The sequence below is a fragment of the Marinobacter similis genome, from assembly GCF_000830985.1.
Taxonomy (GTDB): Bacteria; Pseudomonadota; Gammaproteobacteria; order Pseudomonadales; family Oleiphilaceae; genus Marinobacter; species Marinobacter similis.
In genome coordinates this window covers 2,706,257-2,727,760 of sequence record NZ_CP007151.1, presented here as the reverse complement: position 1 = coordinate 2,727,760, position 21,504 = coordinate 2,706,257, and the positions used below count along the sequence as shown (strand labels likewise).

General features: G+C 55.3%; 19 protein-coding genes, 4 tRNA genes and 1 pseudogene. 16 read left to right on the top strand and 8 right to left on the bottom strand.

What is annotated here, in order from left to right:
* Nucleotides 1–13: 13 nt before the first annotated feature.
* The 10 genes and pseudogenes from AU14_RS12605 (at nt 14) to AU14_RS23920 (ending at nt 10,399) form a co-directional block, all read left to right on the top strand.
* Nucleotides 14–1,021 carry a hypothetical protein gene (locus AU14_RS12605; RefSeq protein WP_041341293.1) on the top strand — a complete coding sequence of 336 codons (1,008 nt, stop codon included), beginning with the start codon at nt 14–16 and terminating at the stop codon, nt 1,019–1,021.
* Nucleotides 1,018–1,998, top strand: coding sequence for an amidase family protein (locus AU14_RS18690; RefSeq protein ID WP_236744055.1), 981 nt, complete (start codon nt 1,018–1,020; stop codon nt 1,996–1,998). Before AU14_RS12605 ends, AU14_RS18690 begins: the two co-directional genes overlap by 4 nt.
* 20 nt (nt 1,999–2,018) lie before the next feature.
* Nucleotides 2,019–2,495: an amidase family protein gene (locus AU14_RS21735; protein ID WP_041341291.1), complete on the top strand. Its 477-nt coding sequence runs from the start codon at nt 2,019–2,021 to the stop codon at nt 2,493–2,495.
* 110 nt (nt 2,496–2,605) lie between these two features.
* Nucleotides 2,606–2,974 (top strand): hypothetical protein, encoded by a 369-nt coding sequence (locus AU14_RS12590; RefSeq protein ID WP_148312748.1) that lies wholly within the window; start codon nt 2,606–2,608, stop codon nt 2,972–2,974.
* A gap of 82 nt (nt 2,975–3,056) precedes the next feature.
* Nucleotides 3,057–4,304: a hypothetical protein gene (locus AU14_RS12585; protein WP_041341288.1), complete on the top strand. Its 1,248-nt coding sequence runs from the start codon at nt 3,057–3,059 to the stop codon at nt 4,302–4,304.
* Between the two features lie 18 nt (nt 4,305–4,322).
* Nucleotides 4,323–6,599, top strand: coding sequence for a diguanylate cyclase domain-containing protein (locus AU14_RS12580; protein ID WP_041341285.1), 2,277 nt, complete (start codon nt 4,323–4,325; stop codon nt 6,597–6,599).
* 10 nt (nt 6,600–6,609) lie between these two features.
* Nucleotides 6,610–7,173 carry an EAL domain-containing protein gene (locus AU14_RS12575; protein WP_041341283.1) on the top strand — a complete coding sequence of 188 codons (564 nt, stop codon included), beginning with the start codon at nt 6,610–6,612 and terminating at the stop codon, nt 7,171–7,173.
* A 518-nt stretch (nt 7,174–7,691) separates the two neighbouring features.
* A pseudogene (locus tag AU14_RS19875) lies at nt 7,692–9,433 on the top strand (DUF6351 family protein).
* Entirely contained in the window at nt 9,433–10,137 is a 705-nt protein-coding gene (locus AU14_RS19865) for a DUF6351 family protein (RefSeq protein ID WP_041341277.1), read from the top strand. Before AU14_RS19875 ends, AU14_RS19865 begins: the two are co-directional and overlap by 1 nt.
* Before the next feature lie 145 nt (nt 10,138–10,282).
* Nucleotides 10,283–10,399 (top strand): helix-turn-helix domain-containing protein, encoded by a 117-nt coding sequence (locus AU14_RS23920; protein ID WP_407942855.1) that lies wholly within the window; start codon nt 10,283–10,285, stop codon nt 10,397–10,399.
* Between the two features lie 242 nt (nt 10,400–10,641).
* Here the strand turns inward: AU14_RS23920 and AU14_RS12555 are convergent.
* Nucleotides 10,642–10,718 (bottom strand) — tRNA-Met (locus tag AU14_RS12555).
* Nucleotides 10,719–10,817: 99 nt separating this feature from the next.
* Nucleotides 10,818–12,158, bottom strand: coding sequence for an acetyl-CoA C-acetyltransferase (locus AU14_RS12550; RefSeq protein WP_094191215.1), 1,341 nt, complete (start codon nt 12,156–12,158; stop codon nt 10,818–10,820).
* Nucleotides 12,159–12,348: 190 nt separating this feature from the next.
* On the opposite strand from AU14_RS12550, the gene AU14_RS12545 reads away from it, so the two are divergent.
* Nucleotides 12,349–13,755, top strand: a complete 1,407-nt coding sequence (locus tag AU14_RS12545; RefSeq protein ID WP_041341274.1) for a 3-oxoacyl-ACP reductase — start codon at nt 12,349–12,351, stop codon at nt 13,753–13,755.
* 43 nt (nt 13,756–13,798) lie between these two features.
* Here AU14_RS12545 and AU14_RS12540 read toward each other — a convergent pair.
* The 6 genes from AU14_RS12540 to AU14_RS12515 form a co-directional block, all read right to left on the bottom strand.
* Nucleotides 13,799–13,874, bottom strand: a tRNA-Val gene (locus tag AU14_RS12540).
* Between the two features lie 14 nt (nt 13,875–13,888).
* Nucleotides 13,889–13,965 (bottom strand) — tRNA-Asp (locus tag AU14_RS12535).
* 67 nt (nt 13,966–14,032) lie between these two features.
* Nucleotides 14,033–14,108, bottom strand: a tRNA-Val gene (locus AU14_RS12530).
* 195 nt (nt 14,109–14,303) lie between these two features.
* Nucleotides 14,304–14,498 (bottom strand): hypothetical protein, encoded by a 195-nt coding sequence (locus AU14_RS12525; RefSeq protein ID WP_236744054.1) that lies wholly within the window; start codon nt 14,496–14,498, stop codon nt 14,304–14,306.
* A gap of 155 nt (nt 14,499–14,653) precedes the next feature.
* The gene (locus tag AU14_RS12520; RefSeq protein ID WP_041341271.1) at nt 14,654–15,535 is read right to left on the bottom strand and encodes a DUF2846 domain-containing protein; all 882 of its coding nucleotides are present in this window, start codon (nt 15,533–15,535) and stop codon (nt 14,654–14,656) included.
* Nucleotides 15,536–15,679: 144 nt separating this feature from the next.
* Nucleotides 15,680–16,627 (bottom strand): coiled-coil domain-containing protein, encoded by a 948-nt coding sequence (locus tag AU14_RS12515; protein ID WP_041341268.1) that lies wholly within the window; start codon nt 16,625–16,627, stop codon nt 15,680–15,682.
* A 172-nt stretch (nt 16,628–16,799) separates the two neighbouring features.
* Between AU14_RS12515 and purE the strand changes: the two genes are divergently transcribed.
* The 5 genes from purE to AU14_RS21725 all read left to right on the top strand — a co-directional run bounded on the left by purE (nt 16,800) and on the right by AU14_RS21725 (nt 21,479).
* Nucleotides 16,800–17,291 carry a 5-(carboxyamino)imidazole ribonucleotide mutase gene (gene purE / locus AU14_RS12510; RefSeq protein WP_041341266.1) on the top strand — a complete coding sequence of 164 codons (492 nt, stop codon included), beginning with the start codon at nt 16,800–16,802 and terminating at the stop codon, nt 17,289–17,291.
* A 96-nt stretch (nt 17,292–17,387) separates the two neighbouring features.
* Nucleotides 17,388–18,506 (top strand): 5-(carboxyamino)imidazole ribonucleotide synthase, encoded by a 1,119-nt coding sequence (locus AU14_RS12505; RefSeq protein ID WP_041341264.1) that lies wholly within the window; start codon nt 17,388–17,390, stop codon nt 18,504–18,506.
* Nucleotides 18,507–18,576: 70 nt separating this feature from the next.
* Nucleotides 18,577–19,155, top strand: coding sequence for a superoxide dismutase [Fe] (sodB, locus tag AU14_RS12500; protein WP_041341261.1), 579 nt, complete (start codon nt 18,577–18,579; stop codon nt 19,153–19,155).
* A gap of 361 nt (nt 19,156–19,516) precedes the next feature.
* Nucleotides 19,517–20,773 carry a diguanylate cyclase domain-containing protein gene (locus AU14_RS21730; protein WP_236744053.1) on the top strand — a complete coding sequence of 419 codons (1,257 nt, stop codon included), beginning with the start codon at nt 19,517–19,519 and terminating at the stop codon, nt 20,771–20,773.
* Nucleotides 20,688–21,479, top strand: coding sequence for a putative bifunctional diguanylate cyclase/phosphodiesterase (locus AU14_RS21725; RefSeq protein WP_236744052.1), 792 nt, complete (start codon nt 20,688–20,690; stop codon nt 21,477–21,479). Before AU14_RS21730 ends, AU14_RS21725 begins: the two co-directional genes overlap by 86 nt.
* The last annotated feature ends 25 nt before the right edge of the window (nt 21,480–21,504 follow it).

The window sequence follows — 21,504 nt, the reverse complement described above, 5'->3', positions numbered from 1 at the left end:
CTGGAAGTCCTGAATGCTGCGCATCAACCGAGAGAATCTCAAGTCCAGCCACCAACTGATCTGGTTTATCGTCGACTTCCTCATGCTGGGGCTGCTGATCATAAACCTGGCCTTCATTATCTGGGACTCCATCTACAACTTTGTGGCGGTGCAGGATCTGCTCAAGCAATACGCTCCTGGCCTGCAAAGCCTTTATCACCCGATCCACGATCGCTTCATCTTCTACGACATGATTTTCGTGTCGATTTTCCTGAGCGAATTCTTCCTTCGCTGGGGCTACGCGGTGAAGGCCAAAGTTTATGACCGCTGGTACTTCTATCCGTTCATTCACTGGTACGACCTGGTGGGCTGTATCCCGGTCGGCAGTCTGCGCTTCCTGCGGATCCTGCGCGTCATCTCGATCATCTACCGCCTGCATCAATACAAGATCATTGATGTCACCAACACCAAGCTCTACCGCTTCGTAAACTTCTACTACGAGGCCTTCATGGAGGAGCTGTCCGACCGCATCGTTCTGAAGGTGCTCAGCGGCGTTCAACAGGAAGTCAAACGGGGCTCGCCGCTGTTCGACAAAATCCAGCAGGACATTCTGTACCCGCGCCGGGACATGCTGACAGACTGGATCTCCAGCCGTGTCGCCGAAGCCGCCCAAGAAGGCTATGTACCTAATCGGGGTGCCTTGCGAAGCTACCTTGAGGATCGGGTCGACAGCGCCCTGAAGCAAAACCTTGAGCTATCGCGCCTGAAGTTCCTGCCGGTGGTCGGCCCGACCATCCAGGAAACTCTTGAAGAGGCGGTTGGCGATATCGTTGCCAACGTTATTCATCAGATTCTTGAGGATCTTGCCTCAGCCTCCAACCATGCCTTCATTGAAGACATCGTCAACGTCTTCCTGCCCAGCCCGGATCAGGTTGAATCGGACGAAACCGAGAACGAGGCCCTGATCAACCTGATCGTCGAAATCATCGATGCGGTCAAAGCCCAGGTTAGAGTGAAATATTGGCGCGAGGACCTGCCATGAGTTCGATGCATTACTTACCCGCACATAAGCTGCTGACTGAACTGGAAGCCGGGCGCATTACCAGTGAGAGCCTGACCAAGGCGTTGCTCGAACGCATTCACCAGCAAAACAGCAGCATCAACGCCGTAGTGACTCTGGACGAGGAACGGGCGCTGAGCCGGGCCCGGGAATCAGATCAACAGCGGGCAGCCGGTCAGGCCACCGGGCCATTGCATGGTCTGCCGATGACCCTTAAGGACACCTGGGAAGTGGCTGGCATGACCGCCACCGCCGGGGCATCGGCGCTGCAAACCCACGTGCCGGAAAAGCACGCCGACATTGCCCAACGTCTGGAAGCGGCCGGGGCCATTATCATCGCAAAGACAAACGTGCCGATCTACGCCACCGATTTGCAAAGCTACAACAAGCTCTTTGGCGTAACCAACAACCCCTACAATACCGACCACACCCCCGGTGGCTCGTCCGGCGGTGCCGCCGCTGCCCTGGCCAGCGGCATGACACCGCTGGAAGTGGGCAGTGACCTGGCTGGCTCTATTCGTACACCGGCGCATTTCTGCGGGGTGTTCGGCCATAAACCGACCCGGGATCTGGTTTCGCTGCGAGGCCATATCCCCGGCCCGCCCGGGACCCAGTCGCGACCGGATCTGGCCGTGGGCGGCCCCATGGCACGCTGCAGCCAGGACCTGGAGCTACTGCTGAACGTTATTGCGGGCCCCCGCCCGGCTGACGCCCGCAGTTGGGCGCTGGCAATGGAGCCCGCTAAATTGGAAACACTGTCACAGGCCAGGGTTGGGCTCTGGCTGGACGACCCCCTGTGCCCAATTGAGACTGAACTCAGTGCCGGCTACCGGGACCTGGCGGGCAAACTCGAAGGCCTGGGAGCCTGGTGGCAGAGCCGAACCATCGCCTACTCAATCTCGAACACTTACTGCCCGCCTACTTCAATTTGTTGGGCAGTTTGCTCGCCACTTCACTGAAACCCTCACAGCGCCGCCAAATGAAATGGATTGCCCGCCTGGAGCCCTGGCTAAAGTTCTTTGGCCCGGTCACTCCGTTTATTGGCGAATACGCCCGTGGCGTGAATCAGGCTGCGCATCAGTGGGCCACCTGGAACGAACTTCGCGAGAAAATGCGGGTCGAGATCGAATCCCTGTTCGAGGAATTCGACGTGCTGCTTACGCCGATTACCCCCACTACGGCGATCCGGCACGATCACAGCCAGCCGGTGTTCAAGCGTAGAATCATGGTGGCGGGGCAACCCCGGGCGTACATGGATCAGTTTTGCTGGATTGCCCTGGCCACTCTGCTCGGCCTGCCGGCCACGTCGGTGCCTGTGGGAGTTTCCGCGGACGGCTTGCCCTACAACATCCAGATCATCGGCGGTCCGGGCCAGGATCTGACAACTCTAAGATTCGCCTCTTTATTGGAGAATTCGGGTTTGTCAGCGTTTACCCCTCCTCGACAAAGCAAGTAGCCAGGCTACAGTAATGCACACAAGGCTCGGAAAAATTTACAGAAATTCAATGCATTTTCCGGGATGATGAACTACAAATAAGCAAAAGTTCTAAAACGCGACGCTTTTACATGGATGCAACGTACCGACCTCTAGTCCGCACCCGCGGCATTCGATGGCTGTTGTTCAGCGCCTTACTGACACTCGCTCAGGCGGCGTTCGCGACACCCAAAATAGTGCTTAATGAAAGTGTCGAATTCACCAATCTTGATTCCGCCTACCTTAATCAGATTTTTGCCATGCAAATCAGAAAGTGGCCCAGCGGCCAGGCCATTCAAGTTTTTATCCTGCCCAGCACCAGCAGTCTGCACCGAAAATTCGTGATTGATCGCCTGAAAATACAGGCGCATCAACTTGATCGGATCTGGAACCGGATGCTGTTCACCGGCACAGGCAAGGCGCCAACCGTGTCGATTCCGAGGATGCAATGTTGCAAATGATCCAGACAACGCCAGGGGCAGTCGGATACGTCTCTAAGGAGTACCCAGCAGACGGAGTACGGGTGTTGGTAGGAGACCAGCCATGAATAAGCTACTACAGGGCCTTTTTGCTCTCTCTTTTGTAACAAGCCCTCAGGTGTTGGCCATCGAGCTTGGCAAATCCTCTCAAATCCATGGATTCGTGAATCAAGCCTATCTATACAGCCCCGACAATCCCTACGCGGGAACAGACGCGAACGACGGTTCTTTGAAATTTCGTGAAATCGGCATCAACGGCTTCACCGAATTTTCACCCGATTTTCGGCTGGCGGGCCAAGTGCTCAGCCGGCGACAGGATCAGGCCGACGACGGCGATATAAGGGTCGACTTCTTGCTGGCCGATTACCTGCTCTTCAGCGACCAAAGCGCATCGCTAGGTGTTCGTGCCGGCCGGGTAAAGAACAACATCGGCTTCTACAACGCGATCCGCGATATTCCATCGGCACGGCCCGGCTACAACGTGCCCGACTCTATCTATTTCGACGCGTTCCGAGACACCCTGCTATCCATCGATGGCGTGAATCTTTATGGTTCCGCCCTGTTCAGTGACAACCTTTTGACCTGGGAACTCTCCGTCGGCCAGCGAAATGTTGATAGCGAGGACTTCGAATATTTTGCCTTCGGACAACCTCTACCCCAGGGTGAGGCCGATGACGTTCCACTCAAGATATTGAATGTAAACCTCGTGCCGTCCTTCCAGCGAGATTTACGCCTGGGCCTAAGCCTGGTGGATCTGGAAATCGAGCTTGAAGACACCTTGTCTGTAGCCGAAGCTCAGGCAGCTCTTATGAGCAACCCAAGTGATTTCTTCACCAACCCCCTAAACTACGTCACAGGCGCGAAGATCGAGGGTCTGCTTGCCATCCTCTCGGCTCAGTACAGTTTTGAAAACTGGATTGTCACCGCAGAGTATCTGAACCTCGACAGCGACTTTAGCGCGCAATTTGCCGGCATTGATAGCTCACAAAGCTCAACGACAGAAGGTTACTACTTGCAGCTTGAATGGCTGGCATCAGCGCAAACTTCCTGGTTCACGCGCTACGAAGAGCTATACCTGAACAATGATGATCGATCCGGTGAGGGGTCCGCTACGGCAAATAATCCATATCGTGGATTCGGCAAAGGTTGGACCGTCGGAGGCAAATGGCAATTCACGAACAATTGGTCAATGGTTGGCCAGGCTAGCTTCAATGAGGGTACCGCCTGGCTGCCAAGCTACAAAGGGATCGAAGATGAAGATATTGATAAATACTGGAACTACTACGTGCTATCGCTGAATTATCAATTCTGATTCGCCGGTTACTCAATTATGTACTTGAGTCTCAAATGGAAAGCCGTTGTCTTTCTCAGCCTTGTTCTGATCTCCCTGACCGGAGTCTGGGTCGGCCAGCACATTTACAAAACCATCAGCACCTACGATAAACGCCTTGAAGACCTTCAAGTCCGACAGCAATCCATTCTGAACCAATTGCTAGAAGACAATTTCCTTCGCTTGTCACAACTGTCCCAGCTCATCGCAGAAATGCCGGAAATCCAGCGCGCAGAGAAATCGGGAACCAATGATGCGCTCCAGCAATACCTGGAGAGCGAATGGATAAAGCTCAACATCAACACGGGCATTGATTACATCGGCCTCTATTCGATCGACGGAGAAGTCATTGGCTCCGCCTTTAGTCACCTGCTTTTCCAGCATCAAAAACAGCTACGCAGCGCCATCTCTCAAGCCATGGCAACCAATGGAACCCAAGCACCCCGGTCTTTCCTTTTCTGTGGTTTTGGCTGTTCGCAGTTTGTAATCGAACCCTTTGTCCTTAGCAACGGCTCCGAAGCTCTGATCCTGACCGGTCAAAACATTTCCGACATCATCCAGCGCTATCAACAGGTTTCCAATAATGATCTGGCGGTGCTGCTGCCATCACGGCCTGAATCCGCTAACTCAGGAGAAGCGAACCGGTCGCTGGAGTCCTGGAATCGGCGTTTGTGGGCAGCCAGTCAGTTCCAGCAAACCCTTACTCAACTTCGCGCTATCCAGCAAGAAACGCCGTTTCAAGCCCTTGATGACAACGATTCATCAGAATTTGAAGATCAAAAACTACTGCTAAACCGATTACGACTGACCCAATACCGAGCCTACGGACAACAACCTGAATTTCTCGCGATCAGCGATGAGACCCAGCAGCACGATAACCTCGTCAACTCGGTAAAAATTAGCATTCTCATTGGCGCCCTGGCCTTGGTGGTGTCAGAACTCATTCTGATACTGATCATGCTCAACCCATTGCGTCGCCTTTTTTCAGTGGTTGAGGCTCTGAACCTGCTCCCCAAACACCAATACAGGGAAGCCAACGCAAAGATTAATCACGGAGCGGTCTACCTGCAGGACGAATTGTCGTTGCTCGAAAAAAGCACAAAGTTTGTCACTCGTGAACTGGAGGCCCTCCACATTGAGGTGGAGAACAAAAACGAATCCCTGCAAGAACAAATTGCAGTTATCACCCGCTCACGCGCGTTCCTGGAGCGGCTGATCGACAGCTCCCATCTATTTATCGCAACCCAGAGGCTGGACGGCACGATACTCACCAGTAATGTCCGGTTTGCGAAGGAATTTAAGCGCCCGGTTAAGAATTTCACCGAGCTTTTTACTTCCCGTGAGAGCCAGGAAGTATTCCAGCAACGAGTGGATCTTCTGTTAAGCAAACAATGCGAGGTCATTCAGGTAGACGCAGAATTCGCCAATGACCAGGGATTTCCAATCTACCTCGATTGGACATGCTCTATCGTCGAAGACGAAAAAGGCCAACAAGTAATCCTGGCCATCGGCATCGACCTCACCCAGCGAAAACGAGACGAAGAAGCTCTGGAGTGGCTGGCCAATAACGATCCTTTAACCGGTATCGGTAACCGCCGCGGTTTTCAGCATGACCTTCAGAAGGTGTTGGACACTCAGCGTTCTGGCGCATTGGTGTTCATTGACATTAATCGCTTCAAACAGATTAACGACCTCTACGGCCACACCGTGGGCGACAATGTACTTATAAAGATTGCCGAGTCACTGAGCGGCAGTGTCCGGTCGAGCGATTCGATCAGCCGTTTGGCCGGTGACGAATTTACCGTGGTGCTGCCCGGGATTGAGCAGAGCCAACTCGAGAAACTGCTACAGAAGCTAGCGGACCAGCTGAGCGGACAACTTCGTCTACCGGGAGAGGAGCGCTTTGTTGAATACAGCGTCAGTGTCGGTGCGGCGCTAATTCCCTCCCACGGTGACACCGAACAGGAGCTGATCGTTCATGCCGATATGGCCATGTATCAGGCTAAGAAAAAAGGCGGTGGTCAATGGCAGATTTTCGATCCAGCCAGCAGCGATCTCGCCAACTTACGTCGAGACCACGACCTCACCTCATTGCTGAAGTTGGCGCTCAAACGTAACGACCTGTTTGAACTTAACTTCCAGCCCATTTTTGCGATCAAAAATGAGACCGTGAGCCATTACGAAGTATTACTCAGACTGAAAGACACCGCGGGCAACGCAGTGTACCCCAGTGACTTCATTCCAGCCGCCGAGCGCATGGCTGATCCGTCTCGTTGACGAGTGGGTTATGGACAAGGCTCTTCAAAAACTTGCTGCTACCTGGGAGACCGGGCGCCGGCTGAGTTTCTCTATCAATGTGTCTGCCCCGACGCTTCAATCCAGCGGTTTTCCGGACATTCTGATCGGATTAGTGCGCAAATACCGAGTGGATCCCGGACATGTCATAGTGGAACTTACTGAAACCGCATATATCGAGAACTTCCAGATGGTGCTCTCTAATTTGGAGCGCATCAGCAACGCGGGGTTATTGGTTGCTCTCGACGACTTTGGAGTTGGCTTTTCATCGTTCAGCTATCTGAAAAAGCTGCCACTGAGCTACGTGAAGCTGGACGGCTCTTACATTCTGGATCTGGAGAATAACCCGGACAATCAGGTGTTCGTTGAAAGCCTGAACAAGATGGTCAATGCCTTCGGCATGCGAACGATTGCAGAGTTTGTCGAAGATGAGGTAACGCTGAGAAAACTAGAAGAACTGGGCGTTGAATATGCTCAAGGCTACTATATCGGTAAGCCTTCACCCAAGCTTTTGGAAATGGTATCAGGGACCGTTTCTATTGCCGGAACCAGTTAACGGCTGCCATAGTTTTCCCTCTTTCAGCGAGTCGGTGACACATCAGTCCGCAACGGACTGATCCAAGTTATAGCCTTGCAAGTAGTCGCTATACCTTCACCCTTTTGTTAACGCCCCCTCGCCATAGGATCGAGTTCCACTTTCCGAAAGGCAACACCCTTCCAAAACTCTGTAGATACCGGGGACGAGACGCCCCTGCAAGCCTATGTCCGTTAACACCATTGACGATACCTGATGTCTGGCTGGCCAAAGCCCAAAGGTCAGGCCTGTGGTCTAGTGACGGAGATATAAACAAAATGCCAAGTGAACAAGAACAAAACTGAGGTAGCCATGAACTTATCCCCCATCTTAAAAAAGTCAGCACTTGCTATGGCACTTGCCTTACCTTAGTCGGCTGCGGGTCTGACGACGGCTCGTCGAATTCAGGGCCTAATAGCAACGAGATCGCGGAGAATTCTCCACCAGACAACACCCCAGGGCCCAAGCAGGAGGAACTCGTTGGTGAAGGCACCATTCGTGTGATATCCAACCGCGCTGACCTGGTTAGCGGTGGCGATGCCCTGGTTGAGGTAGTGTCTCCCGATCTCGAAAAGGCGAAAATTTTTCTGAACGGGCGGGATATCAGCAACGCTATGGTGAAGATTAATGATGCCACCCTGCGCGGGCTAATCAAAGGCCTGGAGCTGGGAGAGAACGAACTGAAGGTTACTCTTGGTAAAGGCGGAGTGCTGCGGGAAATCGTCACCAATCATCCCAAAGGCGGCCCGGTATTCTCTGGCCCACAGGTTCAGCCATGGACCTGCACCAACGAGAAAGCGGTAGACGACAAATGTAACCAGCCGGCGAAGTTCGAGTTCAAGTACGTTCCAAAGTCGCAGTTTGATCTGTTTGCGGAAAGCTTTGATCCCGAGTCGCCAGGTTTACCTGGGGCCTTTTTGCCCTACGATCCCGGAAACCCACCCCCTTCTGAAGACATCGCACAAGTCACCACTGACGAGGGCGTCACCGTTCCGTTCATCGTACGGATCGAAACAGGAGTAATGAATCGTGATCGCTATCAGATTATGTCGCTATTCCAACCGGGTCAGCAGTGGAACGCACTGTCTCCTCAGGAGCAGTGGAACAGCAAGATTCTGATTCATCATGGTGGCAATGTGGGGGTTAGTTACGGCATGGGCCAACCGCCCAATGGGGATATTTCGGGCACTGCGCCGGAGGGAGCAGAACCTCTGCTCGGAGACAGCATTTCCGTCGCCCTCGCCCGAGGCTTTGTAACCCTGTCCACCGCACAGGCAAATCTCGGCCACAACGTCAATCTGGTGACCGCAGCCGAATCGCTGGTTATGGCCAAGGAGCACATCGTTGAGCAATACGGCCTTGTACGCTACACCATTGGAACCGGTTGTTCCGGCGGCTCGATTGCTCAACAGCACATTGCTAACGCTTATCCGGGCATTTATCAGGGGCTTATTGTTCAGTGCTCTTACCCTGATGTATGGACCACCGCCACTCAGTTTGCCGATTACAATCTGTTGAACGAATATCTGGGCAATCAGGTGGCCCAAGACCCAGCGGACTTGGTTACCTTTGTTGAAAGCCTACTCCAAGACCCCGTACTGGCCGTTCAATGGCCAGCGTTTTACGGGCATCTACCCGTCAATCCGATTGTGTCCGACCTGGCGTTCTTCCCCTCTGCCTCTCCAGATCAGGAGAATTGCCCAGGGCTTGCAAGAAAAACCGAAGTGTATGATCCGGAGACCCGCCAGATGGCCTAAGGTGCGGACTGATAGATTACATGGTCAATCAGTTTGGCACGCGGACTCCGGAAGTGTGGTCACCCAACGAGCAACTGTTATCCAAGGGTTTCGCAGGAATTCCACTGGACAATACCGGGGTACAGTATGGCCTCAAGGCGTTGCATGACGGTGTTATCACTGGGGCTCAGTTCTTGGCAGTCAACCGCAACATAGGCGGCCTGGATGTCGACATCAACTATCAGCCAGAGCGAATCAATGCTGATCCAGAGGCCCTTGAAAATGCGTACCGCACCGGTGCGATCAATACTGCGGAAAACCTTGCCAACGTGCCGATTATCGACCTGCGCGGGCCGGACCCAGGGATAGCCCATGATGCGTTCCATTCTTGGCAGATGCGTGCCCGCTTGCAAGAAACCCAGGGCCATGCCCGTAACCACGTAATCTGGTATGGCGCCTTCCCACTGGCCGGGGACACCGTCTTCACGACGGAGCCTTGCTGGTGATGGATCAATGGCTGGCGGGCATGGAGGCCGATGATTCACAGAACTCGGTATCAGCTAAGGTACTCGACAACAAACCAGTTACGGCAAGAGATCGTTGCCTTTCCCTATCTGCACCGTTCTCTGCCGAGGGCCCCAAGGCACCGTATACCGGCAACCTGCTTTACCCGGAACCCCGGCTCAATGGTCTGGATTCGGGTCAGATTCCAAACTTGCCGGCTGAGCTTGGGCAAATACTGGACGTTGCCACCGGGCAAGTTTGTGGATTGGAACTCGGGGCGCTGGGACTACCAGAGGTTATCATTGATCCACTTCAGCCGATTACCGATGAGGTGATTAAAGCACAGGCACTCATCGTTCAGACCCGCTTCGGAACTCCACGCACGGTTGCCGGGGATTCAATCACCACGCTTACCAACAAATGTCAGCTGAAACCAGTAGATCCGACCGACTACCCTGCCAACATCCTAGGCACAACATCTACGCCGGAAGAATTCGCGCAGCAAGTAGCTGACGTCTTCCCTGAAGGCGTATGTGACTACAGTAAACCGCCAATTGGTACAGTGCCGACGCTGACTTGGCTGCAATACGGTGATGAACGCAAAGTGAAAACCGGTGGCGAGCCTTTAACTACCAGAACCGGAATGGTTCTAGGCTGGGCTTCACCAGCGTTCGAGGTGGAATTAAACCCTAGAACCAGTCTTTGATCGGACGTCAAAGGGGGTAGAGTTCTCTGCCCCTTTTTAGTCAACCCTCTAATACCCTTCATTCATTTTGTCAGAACGAATGAAGGGGCCAGCAAAAAATTGAAGATCGTGGATGTGGCTATAGAGGAGGGCCTGAACAGGAACACTGTGCCCCTGCTCTATAAAGAAACAGCTGCAACGCGTAGACCTTTATGCAATCAACAAGCTATGCAGCTTGCTTGAATGTGAGTTGGGCGATCTTCTCGAATTCCAGATAGAGTAATAAACTGAATCGCCTGGGAGTAAAGACAGAATCCAGGGACGGATCAGTAAAATCAGGAGGGCAATTCTGCTATTTGGACAAACTCATAATGTTCTGTAGCAAAAAGTGACCGACGGTCATTTTGTACTTAACAGCAAATCGAGGCGTCCTAAGCTTTGGCACATATACGTCACAGAAACTTTCTGCTATCCCGAACGCAAAAAAGGCAGACCAGTAAGTTACTGATCTGCCTTTCTCTTATATGGTAGCGGGGGCTGGATTCGAACCAACGACCTTCGGGTTATGAGCCCGACGAGCTACCAGACTGCTCCACCCCGCATCAAAACTGGTTGTCTTTCGGGTTATCCCCGATCAACGTGGCGCGCATATTAAGGGGTGGAGCATCGTCTGTCAAAGCCAATTTCGCTTTTCTCGAAATTTAGCGCTCCAGAATCGCGGTAACGCCCTGGCCACCGGCGGCACAGATCGAGATCAGGCCACGGCCACTGCCCTTTTGCTCCAGCAGTTTTGCCAGGGTTGCCACGATGCGACCACCGGTGGCGGCAAACGGATGCCCGGCCGCCAGACTGCTACCCTTCACATTCAGCTTGCTGCGGTCGATGCTGCCCAGCGGCTGGTCCAGCCCCAGGCGGGTCTTACAGAATTCCGGATCTTCCCAGGCCTTAAGTGTCGACAGTACCTGTGACGCAAAAGCTTCGTGAATCTCGAAATAGTCAAAGTCCTGCAGACTCAGACCCGCCTTCTCAAGCATGCGCGGCACGGCGTAAGCCGGGGCCATCAGCAGGCCTTCTTTCTTGTCGACAAAGTCCACCGCGGCCACTTCCGAGAACGTCAGCCACGCCTTAACCTCAAGATTGTTGGCTTTTGCCCACTCCTCACTGGCTAACAGCACGCAAGAGGCGCCGTCGGTCAGCGCGGTGCTGTTGGCCGCTGTCATGGTGCCTTGCTCATGATCGAAACAGGGCTTCAGCGACGACAGTTTCTCCAGCGTGGTATCCGGCCGAAGGATGTTGTCACGCTCCAGTCCTGCTAACGGCGTCATCAGGTCGCTAAAGAATCCATCCTCATAGGCTTGCCCCAGTTTCTGGTGGCTTTCCAGCGCCAACTGATCCTGGTCCTCCCGGGCAATGTTCCACTCATGGGCAGTGACCTGGGCATGATCACCCATGGACATACCGGTGCGAGGCTCTCCATTTTCAGGCACCTCCGGCACCAGGTGTCCGGGCCGGAAACGACCGAGAATCTTGAGGCGCTGGCCCAGGGTCTTGGCTCGATTCAGGTCCAACAGGATTTCACGCAGCCCCTCACCGACGCCAATAGGGGCATCGGAGGTGGTGTCGGTGCCACCAGCAATACCGCATTCGATCTGACCAAGGGCAATCTTGTTGGCCACCAGGATGGCTGCTTCAAGCCCGGTACCGCAGGCCTGTTGAATATCGTACGCCGGCGTTTCCGGGGCCAGGCCAGAACTTAATGCGGCTTCCCGGGTCAAATTGAAATCCCGGGAATGCTTGATCACCGCGCCGGCTACCACTTCACCCAGACGTTGACCTTGCAGACCATAACGATCCACAAGCCCGCGCAGCGCGGACGTCAACAACTCCTGGTTTCCGATCTTGCTGTAAGCGGTGTTCGACTTGGCGAACGGAACCCTGTTGCCACCAATGATCGCGACACGACGCACACCACTGGGCTGTGCCGCTGGCTTTTTTGAGCGCGTCGGCGCCTTTGACTGGGTGGTTTTCGATGCCTGTGCCATGATGATGTCCTTTCAGAAAATGGTTAACTGGCGAGCAGTCTAACCTGACAGGCCAGCCGCTCATTGGCATGCCTGACAATGAGCCGACGGCATTGAGTCAATACAAAAACTGACCGATTCTTTACCCTGTAGGTCGACCCGCTCTCTTTATGCATTCGAGATGCACTATAGCAACCACAAGGAAGATTCTATGTCTGACCTGTACCTGAAATTTGTAAACACTCCGGTTGGCAAAACCGCTGCGCAGTCGCTGGGTTTGCCCGCGCCCATCCCCCTGAACCGCCTGAGACGTCCGGACCAGCCATTTATCGAGGGTGACGTCCTGGTGGGTGCGGGTAACGGCGCCAAAGCCATTGCCACCCTGGGCGGCATTCTGAACGCAAGTGCCGCTACCGTGCACCATGCCAGCGGCATCGATTCCCTCGTTGACTCCGCCAAGGCGGGCAACAAAGCCAAGGCTCTGGAGCTTGACGCAGACGACAAGCCAACTTTTTCCGGCCTGGTATTTGATGCCACCGGCCTGAAGACTCCGGATGACCTCAGGGCCCTCTACGACTTCTTCCATCCGACCATCAAAAAGCTCGGCCGTAATGCCCGGGTCGTGGTGGTTGGCCAGAATCCATCGACCTGCCGCAAAGCACCGCAGGCAGCAGCACAACAGGCGCTGGAAGGGTTTGTTCGCAGTGTTGGCAAGGAAATCGGCAAGAAGGGCTCCACCGCCAACCTGGTGTGGATGGCGCCGGGCGCTGAGAAACAGCTGGACTCCACCCTGCGCTTTTTCCTGTCGCCCCGTTCGGCCTATGTATCGGGCCAAGTGGTGCGTATTGGCAAAAGCACCGCAGCACCTACCACCAACCCGGTCGCTCCCCTCACTGGCAAGGTCGCCCTGGTTACCGGTGCATCCCGCGGCATTGGCGCTGCCATCGCTGGAACCCTGGCCCGCGACGGCGCCACGGTGATCGGCCTGGACATCCCACCGGCCATGGCCGAGCTGGAGAAAGTGACCGATGCTATCAACGGCAAGGCGCTGGCGTGCGACATTACCGACAAGGCAGCCCCCAAGCTGATTGCCGACTTTGTTCAGCAACACTTCGACGGCATCGACCTGGTTATCCATAACGCCGGTATTACCCGGGACAAGACTCTCGGTAATATGCCTGAGCACTTCTGGGACATGACCATTGCGGTAAATCTGAGTGCCGAAGAACTGATTGATGAGGAATTGATGCACCGCGAACTGATGCGGGAGAATGGGCGGATAGTATGCATTTCATCCATCAGCGGCATTGCCGGCAACTTTGGCCAGACCAACTACTCCACTGCCAAGAGTGGCGTTATCGGCTATGTCGAGGCCCTGGCAAAGCAACTGAAAAATGGTGTGACCATTAACGCCATCGCGCCGGGCTTCATCGAAACCCAGATGACGGCAGCCATGCCGATAACGATTCGCGAAGCCGGGCGCCGAATGAACAGCCTGTCTCAAGGTGGCCTGCCCATTGACGTGGCCGAGGCCATCGCGTGGTATTGCAGCCCTGGGTCTAACGGGGTAAACGGCAACGTAGTGCGGGTGTGTGGCCAATCGCTGATTGGCAAATAGGCAATAAAAAAGGCAGGCCCTGAGGCCTGCCTTTTTCGAATTCTGGTGGGTGGTACTGGGATCGAACCAGTGACCCTCGCCTTGTAAGGGCGATGCTCTCCCAGCTGAGCTAACCACCCGGGAAAAGAAAAAATGGCGGAGCGGACGGGACTCGAACCCGCGACCCCCGGCGTGACAGGCCGGTATTCTAACCAACTGAACTACCGCTCCGCATCGATTCGGACCTGAGCCCTGAATCTGCAACCGGATGGGGTGACCCGGTGCTGCGCGTCGAAAATGGTGGGTGGTACTGGGATCGAACCAGTGACCCTCGCCTTGTAAGGGCGATGCTCTCCCAGCTGAGCTAACCACCCAACTTTCGACTTACTTCCATGCCCTGTAAGGGACATTCACTTGCAACGCTGAGCGTTGTTTGTTGATTCAGAGTTTCTGTCTCAACCAAGTGAGACGCGCATTTTAAGCATTTCGCTGGCGGTGTCAAACGTTTTACCTAAAAAACTTATAAAAACTTCCAAGCCATTCAAAACCGGACACTTTTCGATCAATTCCTAGGGCTTGCCTGGCTTGGTCCGTCGCTTCCGGGCTGGTGCCCGCCCCTGCCCTGCCTGCTGGGCTTTCTCCTGCAGCGAAAGCTCGCTGACCCTGGAGCGTCGACCCTCCGGCACCGAGCGATTCGCCAGCGAGCAGTTGAGCTCATCCAGACGCCGCTGAACCTCTTTCCAGCTGCTGACCAAAGGCGGCATTATGTCTTCGGCCAGCTTTTCGAATCTACTTTAACGAATCCTTGAATGACATGGCGATGACGTTCCGGTTCTGACATGACAGTGGTTACAACCGCCCTCAGTGTAGTAACGGGATGCCAATCCGACAATTTCGCAATCAGCTATTTACCAATCGATTAAAAGATCCACCAGCCACCGCGAGACTCTGCCTCGGCTTTACGTTCACGCTCCAGCTCCAACTGCGCGTAGTCTTGTTCAAGCTGCAGGATTTTACGGTCGGCCTCTAACGGCACTGTGGGGCCGCCACCAAACGGCCAGAACCAGGATGCTGATTGGTATTGCCCCTCCTTTTTTAACCGCTCGATTTCCAGTTCGCGTTCTTCCTCAAGCAGGACCATGCGGCGCTCGTAGTCCATGTCCTCGTTGATCTCGACAATGGAGGTGGCGGCATGATTGGGCGCGAGAAGATCGCTGTTGAGGAAGCGGGTGCTGACTATCTGATCCGCCTGCATGGCGTAGGAACGGGTGACCAGCTGAAGATCGCCCTGAGCCAGTGGGTGCTCCGGATCAAGAACCGGGTGAGGTTGCTCGGGCTCGGTCAGCTCGTTATAACGCAGATAATAGATGCGCCCCGGCTCGGTGGTTAAGGTGGCATCGGCGATCAGACTTAAACTGAAAGAATTTAATCCCTCCAGCCCCAGCAGCGGTCGTCGCATGGCAATGTGGCGCTCACCCGGGCTCACCTCCAGCCAGGTGTAGCTGTCATTTCGGATATTGAAGTAGTGCTTGTCGTCAATATAGACGCTGGGCGATTCAATCTCTTCAGCGGCCCACTGGGAATGGGTTCGGTAGAAGTACACCAGGGCATTCTTTCGGTCCCACTGGTCATTGGGGATATGCACAAAATCGGGACCGGACACGGGATGCAGGAAGCCTCCCACACTCTTGCCAATGGACTGATAGATCGTGCAGCCGGAGCCGAGCAGCAAGGCGGCCATCAGCACTACCCGGCTCGCCAGGAAAGGCAGCCGGACAGCGGGGGGCGTAGGGCTTTTCATGGTTGTTCACTCTTCACTTGTCCGCGAGTTGCCTGATGATAACAACTGCTCGCCGACAGAAATGAGAGCTACCGCAAAGGGATGACTACAAACCGTTACACACCGGCCTTCGCTAGCTCGCGCCACCCGCTTTAAAAAGACCGGTTACTGCGCGGCCATCCGGGACCGCAATTCGTTAACCTCTTCTGAAAGCCGAACCAGGCGTGATGTGAGCTGGGATCGGGACGCATCCACCGCATCGATGGTGCGCTTCAGACTGGCCACCTCGTTCTTGAGGGACTGGACACTACCGGCCCCGGCGAGTCGACCCGATTCCTTTTCGAGCGCCGCAATCCGGCCTTCCATACCCTGTATACCCAGTTTCTGCTCCTGCTCGAACCGACGGATGCGATTTTCGACCACTTGATCCACGTCCGCCATCTGCTGACTAAGAGAAGTGAGCTGCTCCGTTGCCTGCCGGTTGGCATCTTGCAGGGCCACAATGGAGGTCTTCACCTGCTCTTCCATAGCAGCAATGTCTGCCGCCAGCGAGGACCGAACCTTGTCGACCGAAACCTTCACGGCCGCCAGGGCCTCGACGTCTTCAGCCTGGGTGCTCTCCAGATCCTTCAATCGAGATTGGTGTTCGTTCAGACGTTCCTTGTTGCGCTCATTGGCCACCACCCACAGCTTACGAATTTCACTGTTGGCGGTTTTCAGGGCCTTGTCATTGGCAGCGATCTGCTCGGCCAACGAGGTCCCACGCTCCTGCAGATTTTCGCCGGTTTCCGTCAGTTCGCCTTCGAACCGGGCCAGCGCCAACTTGCTTTGCCGGGCCCAGTAGTCGGCTTCCTCAACCTGGCTTTCCAGGGCCACAATCCTCTGATTCTGGGCATACCAACCGGCAACGGCCAGACCCGCAAGGCCAATGATCAGAAGCCAGAGCAAGGACACACTGCCGCGGCCCTTGCCATTTCCGTCTCCCCCGCCAGGCACCTTTCGCGCTTTACCACTTCCGCTCTTCGCTTTTCTGGCTTCGGGTTCACGGCTGTCAGCAGCACCAAACGGTGCCTCGGCTCGCAGTTCATCGTCGTCTGGACGGATGGGTTCCATTACTTCTCCTGGCTATGGACGGACTGAATCTTAACAGCGGATAATACATGCAGTTATAGAAGGGGTGAAATGGCGTTGCTGTCGCGGCCGAAACCCTGACGGGGCTTTGTTGCATGGCCCGTAGCCAAAACATACAATGGCCGGCTTTCCAATTATCACAGGACAGTTGCTTATGCAGCCGCTTGTTGGACTCATTATGGGTTCCAAATCCGACTGGCCCACCATGGAACACGCCGCCAAGATGCTTGAAAAGCTGGGCGTCGATTACGAAACCAAAGTGGTGTCAGCGCATCGTACCCCAGACCTGCTGTTTGATTATGCAAAAACCGCAGCCGAGCGTGGCCTGAAGGTGATCATTGCAGGCGCCGGCGGCGCCGCTCACCTGCCCGGCATGATTGCCTCGCAGACGTCACTGCCAGTATTGGGTGTTCCGGTGCAGTCCAAGGCGCTAAACGGTCTCGATTCACTGCTGTCCATTGTTCAGATGCCTGGTGGTATCGCCGTGGGTACACTGGCAATCGGCAACGCTGGCGCCACCAATGCCGGCCTGCTGGCGGCTCAGATTGTTGGCACCAGCGACGCAAACGTGCGCCAGGCCGTCGATGAGTTCAGAAGCACCCAGACCCAGACCATTCTGGACAATCCGGACCCGCGAGAGCAGTAACTTCCAAGCTAAGCCCTACTGAGCGGGTTGCAACACGTGCACTTCAACCCGCACACACCGACGATTCAGCAGCCAGAAACCGGCAGGAGAATACAGATGAGAATTGGTGTTTTAGGCGCAGGCCAACTGGGACGTATGCTAGCCTTGGCCGGCTATCCACTGGCCAAGACCTTTGTTTTCTACGACATGTCTGGCAGCCCCAGCGCCGGACTCGGCGAAGTGATTATTGACCGAGAAGGCCAGTACCAGGACGATTTCCTGTCCCGGGTTGATCGCGTGACATACGAATTTGAACACCTGCCGGTCGACGTTGCCGAAAAACTGGCGAAAGAAAAGCCGGTTCACCCCTGCCCAAGGGCGCTGCAGGTTTGCCAGAATCGCGAGCTGGAGAAGACCCTGTTTGGCGAGCTCGGCATACCAACCCCGGACTGGAAAATTGCGGACAGCGCCGAATCACTGAAAGCGGCTGCCGAAGAGTTGGGCTGCCCGGTTGTGGCCAAATCCAACACCGAAGGTTATGACGGCAAAGGTCAGGCGGTTCTGCGCAGCCCCGACGACGCCGAACAAGCCTGGGCGGACATCGGACACCCGCGCCTGATCGTCGAAAAATTTGTCGATTTCAAGCGCGAAGTGTCGATCATCGCGGTACGGGCAGAAGACGGCGACCTGGCCTTCTACCCGATGGCTGAAAACAGCCACCACGAGGGCATTCTGCGCTACTCCATCGCGCCAGCGCCGGACCTTCAGGCCTCCATTCAGGACGATGCCGAGCGGTATATCCGCGCCCTGTTGAACGAATTGAACTATGTCGGCGTATTGACCCTCGAGCTGTTTGAAACCGAAGATGGGCTGGTTGCCAACGAGATGGCACCACGAGTGCACAACTCCGGGCACTGGACCATCGAAGGCGCCATGACCAGCCAGTTCGAAAACCATATCCGGGCGGTGAGTGGTCATCATCTGGGCAGCGTTGAAGCGCGGGGCCTGAGCTGCATGATCAACATCATTGGCGAACATGGCGAGACGGAACGCATTCTCGAGCTGCCGTACGCCCACTTGCACCTGTACAACAAAGGCGAACGTGCCGGGCGCAAGCTGGGCCACGTGAATGTTCTGGCAGACAGTTACGAAGAGCTGGTCTGGCGCGTGCGCAACTGCGCCCAGTTCCTGCCCGGCAGCCCGGAGTTTAAAAGCTCTTTAACACCAAGGGGTTGATATACATTAGATCGACCTTATATTGACGAGTTGTACACTCACATAACAGAGAGACAGGGAGAACGACCTCATGGCATTTGAACTTCCCGCACTACCTTACGAAAAGAACGCTCTGGAACCGCACATCTCTCAGGAAACCCTTGAGTACCATTACGGCAAGCACCACAACACTTACGTAACCAAGCTGAACGGCCTGGTTGAAGGTACGGACAACGCCAACAAGTCGCTCGAGGACATCATCAAGAGCGCCAGCGGTCCGTTGTTCAACAACGCCGCGCAGGTCTGGAACCACACTTTCTACTGGAACTGCCTGAGCCCGAACGGCGGTGGTGAGCCCACTGGTGCAGCCAAGGACGCCATCGAGAAAGCCTTCGGTTCCTTCGATGCCTTCAAGAAAGAGTTCAACGACAAGGCCGCCAATAACTTCGGTTCTGGCTGGACCTGGCTGGTGAAGAAGGCAGACGGCAGCGTTGCCATCGCCAACACCAGCAACGCCGAAACTCCGCTGACCGGCGCCGACAAGCCGGTACTGACGGTAGACGTTTGGGAGCACGCGTACTACATCGATTACCGCAACTCCCGTCCGAACTACCTGGAAGCGTTCTGGAACCTGGTGAACTGGGATTTCGTGAACGAAAACCTGGCCTGATTACCTGGCCAGGTTGGCCAAAAGGCCGCAGCCATAGGCTGTACAAGCTCAAACGCCCGCCTTGTGCGGGCGTTTGTGTGTCTGGATGACCCAAAGCCTTACAAATTGATACACCCTCGTCCTGCATTATCTGAAAAAATCGCCGATACTCAGACAGGTTAAGCGAGTGGGACAGCCTCCTCGGCGAAACGTGGACCAGTCGTCGCGAAAACAGCGATTCATGTGCGACCATGAATCTTTGATAAACACGATTACAGACAGACCTGAATGAAAAACTCCTTCAAGGTTGAGCATCGCCTGGGCTACCGCATCTTCGGGCGCATTCTCGCTATAGCTTATCAGTGGTGTCATTATCAGCACCGTGCAGGTGATCCTGGACGCCGGGCGTGTTTCCAGGGACCTTGATAGCCAGGCTGCGCAGACCATCTCCATGGTCAGGGACGCGGCTACCCAGGCAGTTTTCAGTATTGATTCAGAGCTGGCCCAGCAAGTGGTGGATGGCCTCTTCGCCATGGATGCCGTGCACCTGGCCGCCATTGTCCATCCCGATGACGAGGCTCTTGGCACCCGCAACCGCCCTTTACACCAAACATCATTCCGACCGATGACCGATCCGATCTTTGATGCCGACCGAACCTACCGGGTCCCCCTGGTTCGTGATGAAGCACCGGAAACGGTCTATGGCTATCTCGAAGTTCATTACGACACCGTTCCCGCTGCCAGAACCTGGCTCAATCGGGCAACCGTCACCTTTGCCTCCGGGGTCGCGACCGCACTTATACTCGGCGTGGTACTTTATCTTGTTTTCCACCTCCTCCTGACCCGGCCCCTACTCCGCATAGTGCACTCTGTGAAAGCAGTGGACCCGGAACACCCGGACGACCGCCTGGTGACTATCCCGGCCGGACACGATCGGGATGAACTGGGACTGTGGGTGAACGCCACCAATAATCTACTGGTCGCCATCGCCGACACCCAGAAACGTCATCGCGAGGCCGAGGATCGGGTCAGCCGCCTGTCCCGCTACGATCAGCTGACGGGCCTGCCCAGCCGCGACACCTTTATGGAATTGCTCGCCCGGGACATCCAGGAAGCGGAGTCCCGCAAAGGCATTTTGTCGCTGATGGTGTGCGGTATTGACGACTTCAAATCCGTGAACGAGCAGTGTGGCTTCCGCAGCGGTGACCTGATTCTGCAGACCGTCGCTGACCGCCTCACAGGCCAGCTCGGCAGCTCCCGTTTCACCATTGCGCGCTTGGGTAGTGACCAGTTCGTGATCGTCGAGAAAAACCTGCGAGATGGTTTTCAGGCGGCTGACACTGCCGAACGGATTCTTGCCTGCATCGGCCGCCCGATGATGGTTGAGCACCAGCACGTGGCGATGACGGCTACCGTTGGTGTGGCCCTGTTCCCGGCTGACGCCGATAAGGCCGACCGCCTGCTGCAGAGTGCCGAGCAAACCATGACCCTGGCCAAGCAGAGCGGCAACGATCACTTCCAGTTCTACGTTGCCAGCATTGATCAGGAAATTCGTGATCGCCGGCAGATGGAGAAGGACCTGTCCCAGGCCCTGGCCAACGAAGAATTTCACCTGGTCTATCAACCAGATCAGCCTTGAGAGCCGCCGTGTTATCGGCGCCGAAGCGCTGATCCGCTGGGAACACCCGTTGCGTGGCCTGGTGCCACCGGACGACTTCATTCCTATTGCCGAAGCCAACGGGATCATTGTTGAAATTGGCCAATGGGTTCTGGACCAGGCCTGCGCCCAGGCCGCACATTGGGCCGACCAGGGCACGCCACTGCGCATTGCCGTCAACCTGTCTGCCGTGCAGCTGCGCCAGGCTGGCATTGTCGGCGATATTCTGGACACGCTGCACCGGCACGATATCCCCGCTGGCCGACTTGAGCTGGAAGTCACCGAAACCAGCTTTATGACCAACCTGTCGGATGCCGTCGCCAAACTGCATCGCTTGAACAAGGCCGGCATCCATATAGCCGTTGACGATTTTGGTACCGGTTACTCATCGCTGACTTACCTTAAACAGATGCCGGTCCAGCACCTGAAGATCGACAAACAGTTCATTCGCGATTTGCTGGTGAACGAGGACGACACCCGAATTGCCAACACCATCATTGATCTGGGCAAGAGCCTGAATCTCTCGGTGGTAGCTGAGGGTGTGGAAACTGCCGAGCAGGAATACTATCTGACTCAGCGCGGCTGCAAGCTCGCGCAGGGTTATTTCTTCAGTAAGCCACTGCTGCCCGATGACTTCGAACGGTTCGTAGAACACTTTCATGAGCAGCTGGTCGAGAACAACGTTTAACCAATTGAATCCCCCGAGGAGCTAA

What these genes read in the sequence shown, in the direction of transcription:
- AU14_RS12590 (WP_148312748.1), top strand. Translation starts at nt 2,606, where the DNA reads ATGGATGCAACGTACCGACCTCTAGTCCGCACCCGCGGCATTCGATGG.
- AU14_RS12550 (WP_094191215.1), bottom strand. Translation starts at nt 12,158, where the DNA reads ATGGCACAGGCATCGAAAACCACCCAGTCAAAGGCGCCGACGCGCTCA.
- purE (WP_041341266.1), top strand. Translation starts at nt 16,800, where the DNA reads ATGCAGCCGCTTGTTGGACTCATTATGGGTTCCAAATCCGACTGGCCC.
- sodB (WP_041341261.1), top strand. Translation starts at nt 18,577, where the DNA reads ATGGCATTTGAACTTCCCGCACTACCTTACGAAAAGAACGCTCTGGAA.
- AU14_RS12505 (WP_041341264.1), top strand. Translation starts at nt 17,388, where the DNA reads ATGAGAATTGGTGTTTTAGGCGCAGGCCAACTGGGACGTATGCTAGCC.
- AU14_RS12525 (WP_236744054.1), bottom strand. Translation starts at nt 14,498, where the DNA reads ATGCCGCCTTTGGTCAGCAGCTGGAAAGAGGTTCAGCGGCGTCTGGAT.
- AU14_RS12605 (WP_041341293.1), top strand. Translation starts at nt 14, where the DNA reads ATGCTGCGCATCAACCGAGAGAATCTCAAGTCCAGCCACCAACTGATC.
- AU14_RS12515 (WP_041341268.1), bottom strand. Translation starts at nt 16,627, where the DNA reads ATGGAACCCATCCGTCCAGACGACGATGAACTGCGAGCCGAGGCACCG.
- AU14_RS18690 (WP_236744055.1), top strand. Translation starts at nt 1,018, where the DNA reads ATGAGTTCGATGCATTACTTACCCGCACATAAGCTGCTGACTGAACTG.
- AU14_RS12585 (WP_041341288.1), top strand. Translation starts at nt 3,057, where the DNA reads ATGAATAAGCTACTACAGGGCCTTTTTGCTCTCTCTTTTGTAACAAGC.
- AU14_RS21735 (WP_041341291.1), top strand. Translation starts at nt 2,019, where the DNA reads ATGAAATGGATTGCCCGCCTGGAGCCCTGGCTAAAGTTCTTTGGCCCG.
- AU14_RS12520 (WP_041341271.1), bottom strand. Translation starts at nt 15,535, where the DNA reads ATGAAAAGCCCTACGCCCCCCGCTGTCCGGCTGCCTTTCCTGGCGAGC.
- AU14_RS12575 (WP_041341283.1), top strand. Translation starts at nt 6,610, where the DNA reads ATGGACAAGGCTCTTCAAAAACTTGCTGCTACCTGGGAGACCGGGCGC.
- AU14_RS12580 (WP_041341285.1), top strand. Translation starts at nt 4,323, where the DNA reads ATGTACTTGAGTCTCAAATGGAAAGCCGTTGTCTTTCTCAGCCTTGTT.
- AU14_RS19865 (WP_041341277.1), top strand. Translation starts at nt 9,433, where the DNA reads ATGGATCAATGGCTGGCGGGCATGGAGGCCGATGATTCACAGAACTCG.
- AU14_RS12545 (WP_041341274.1), top strand. Translation starts at nt 12,349, where the DNA reads ATGTCTGACCTGTACCTGAAATTTGTAAACACTCCGGTTGGCAAAACC.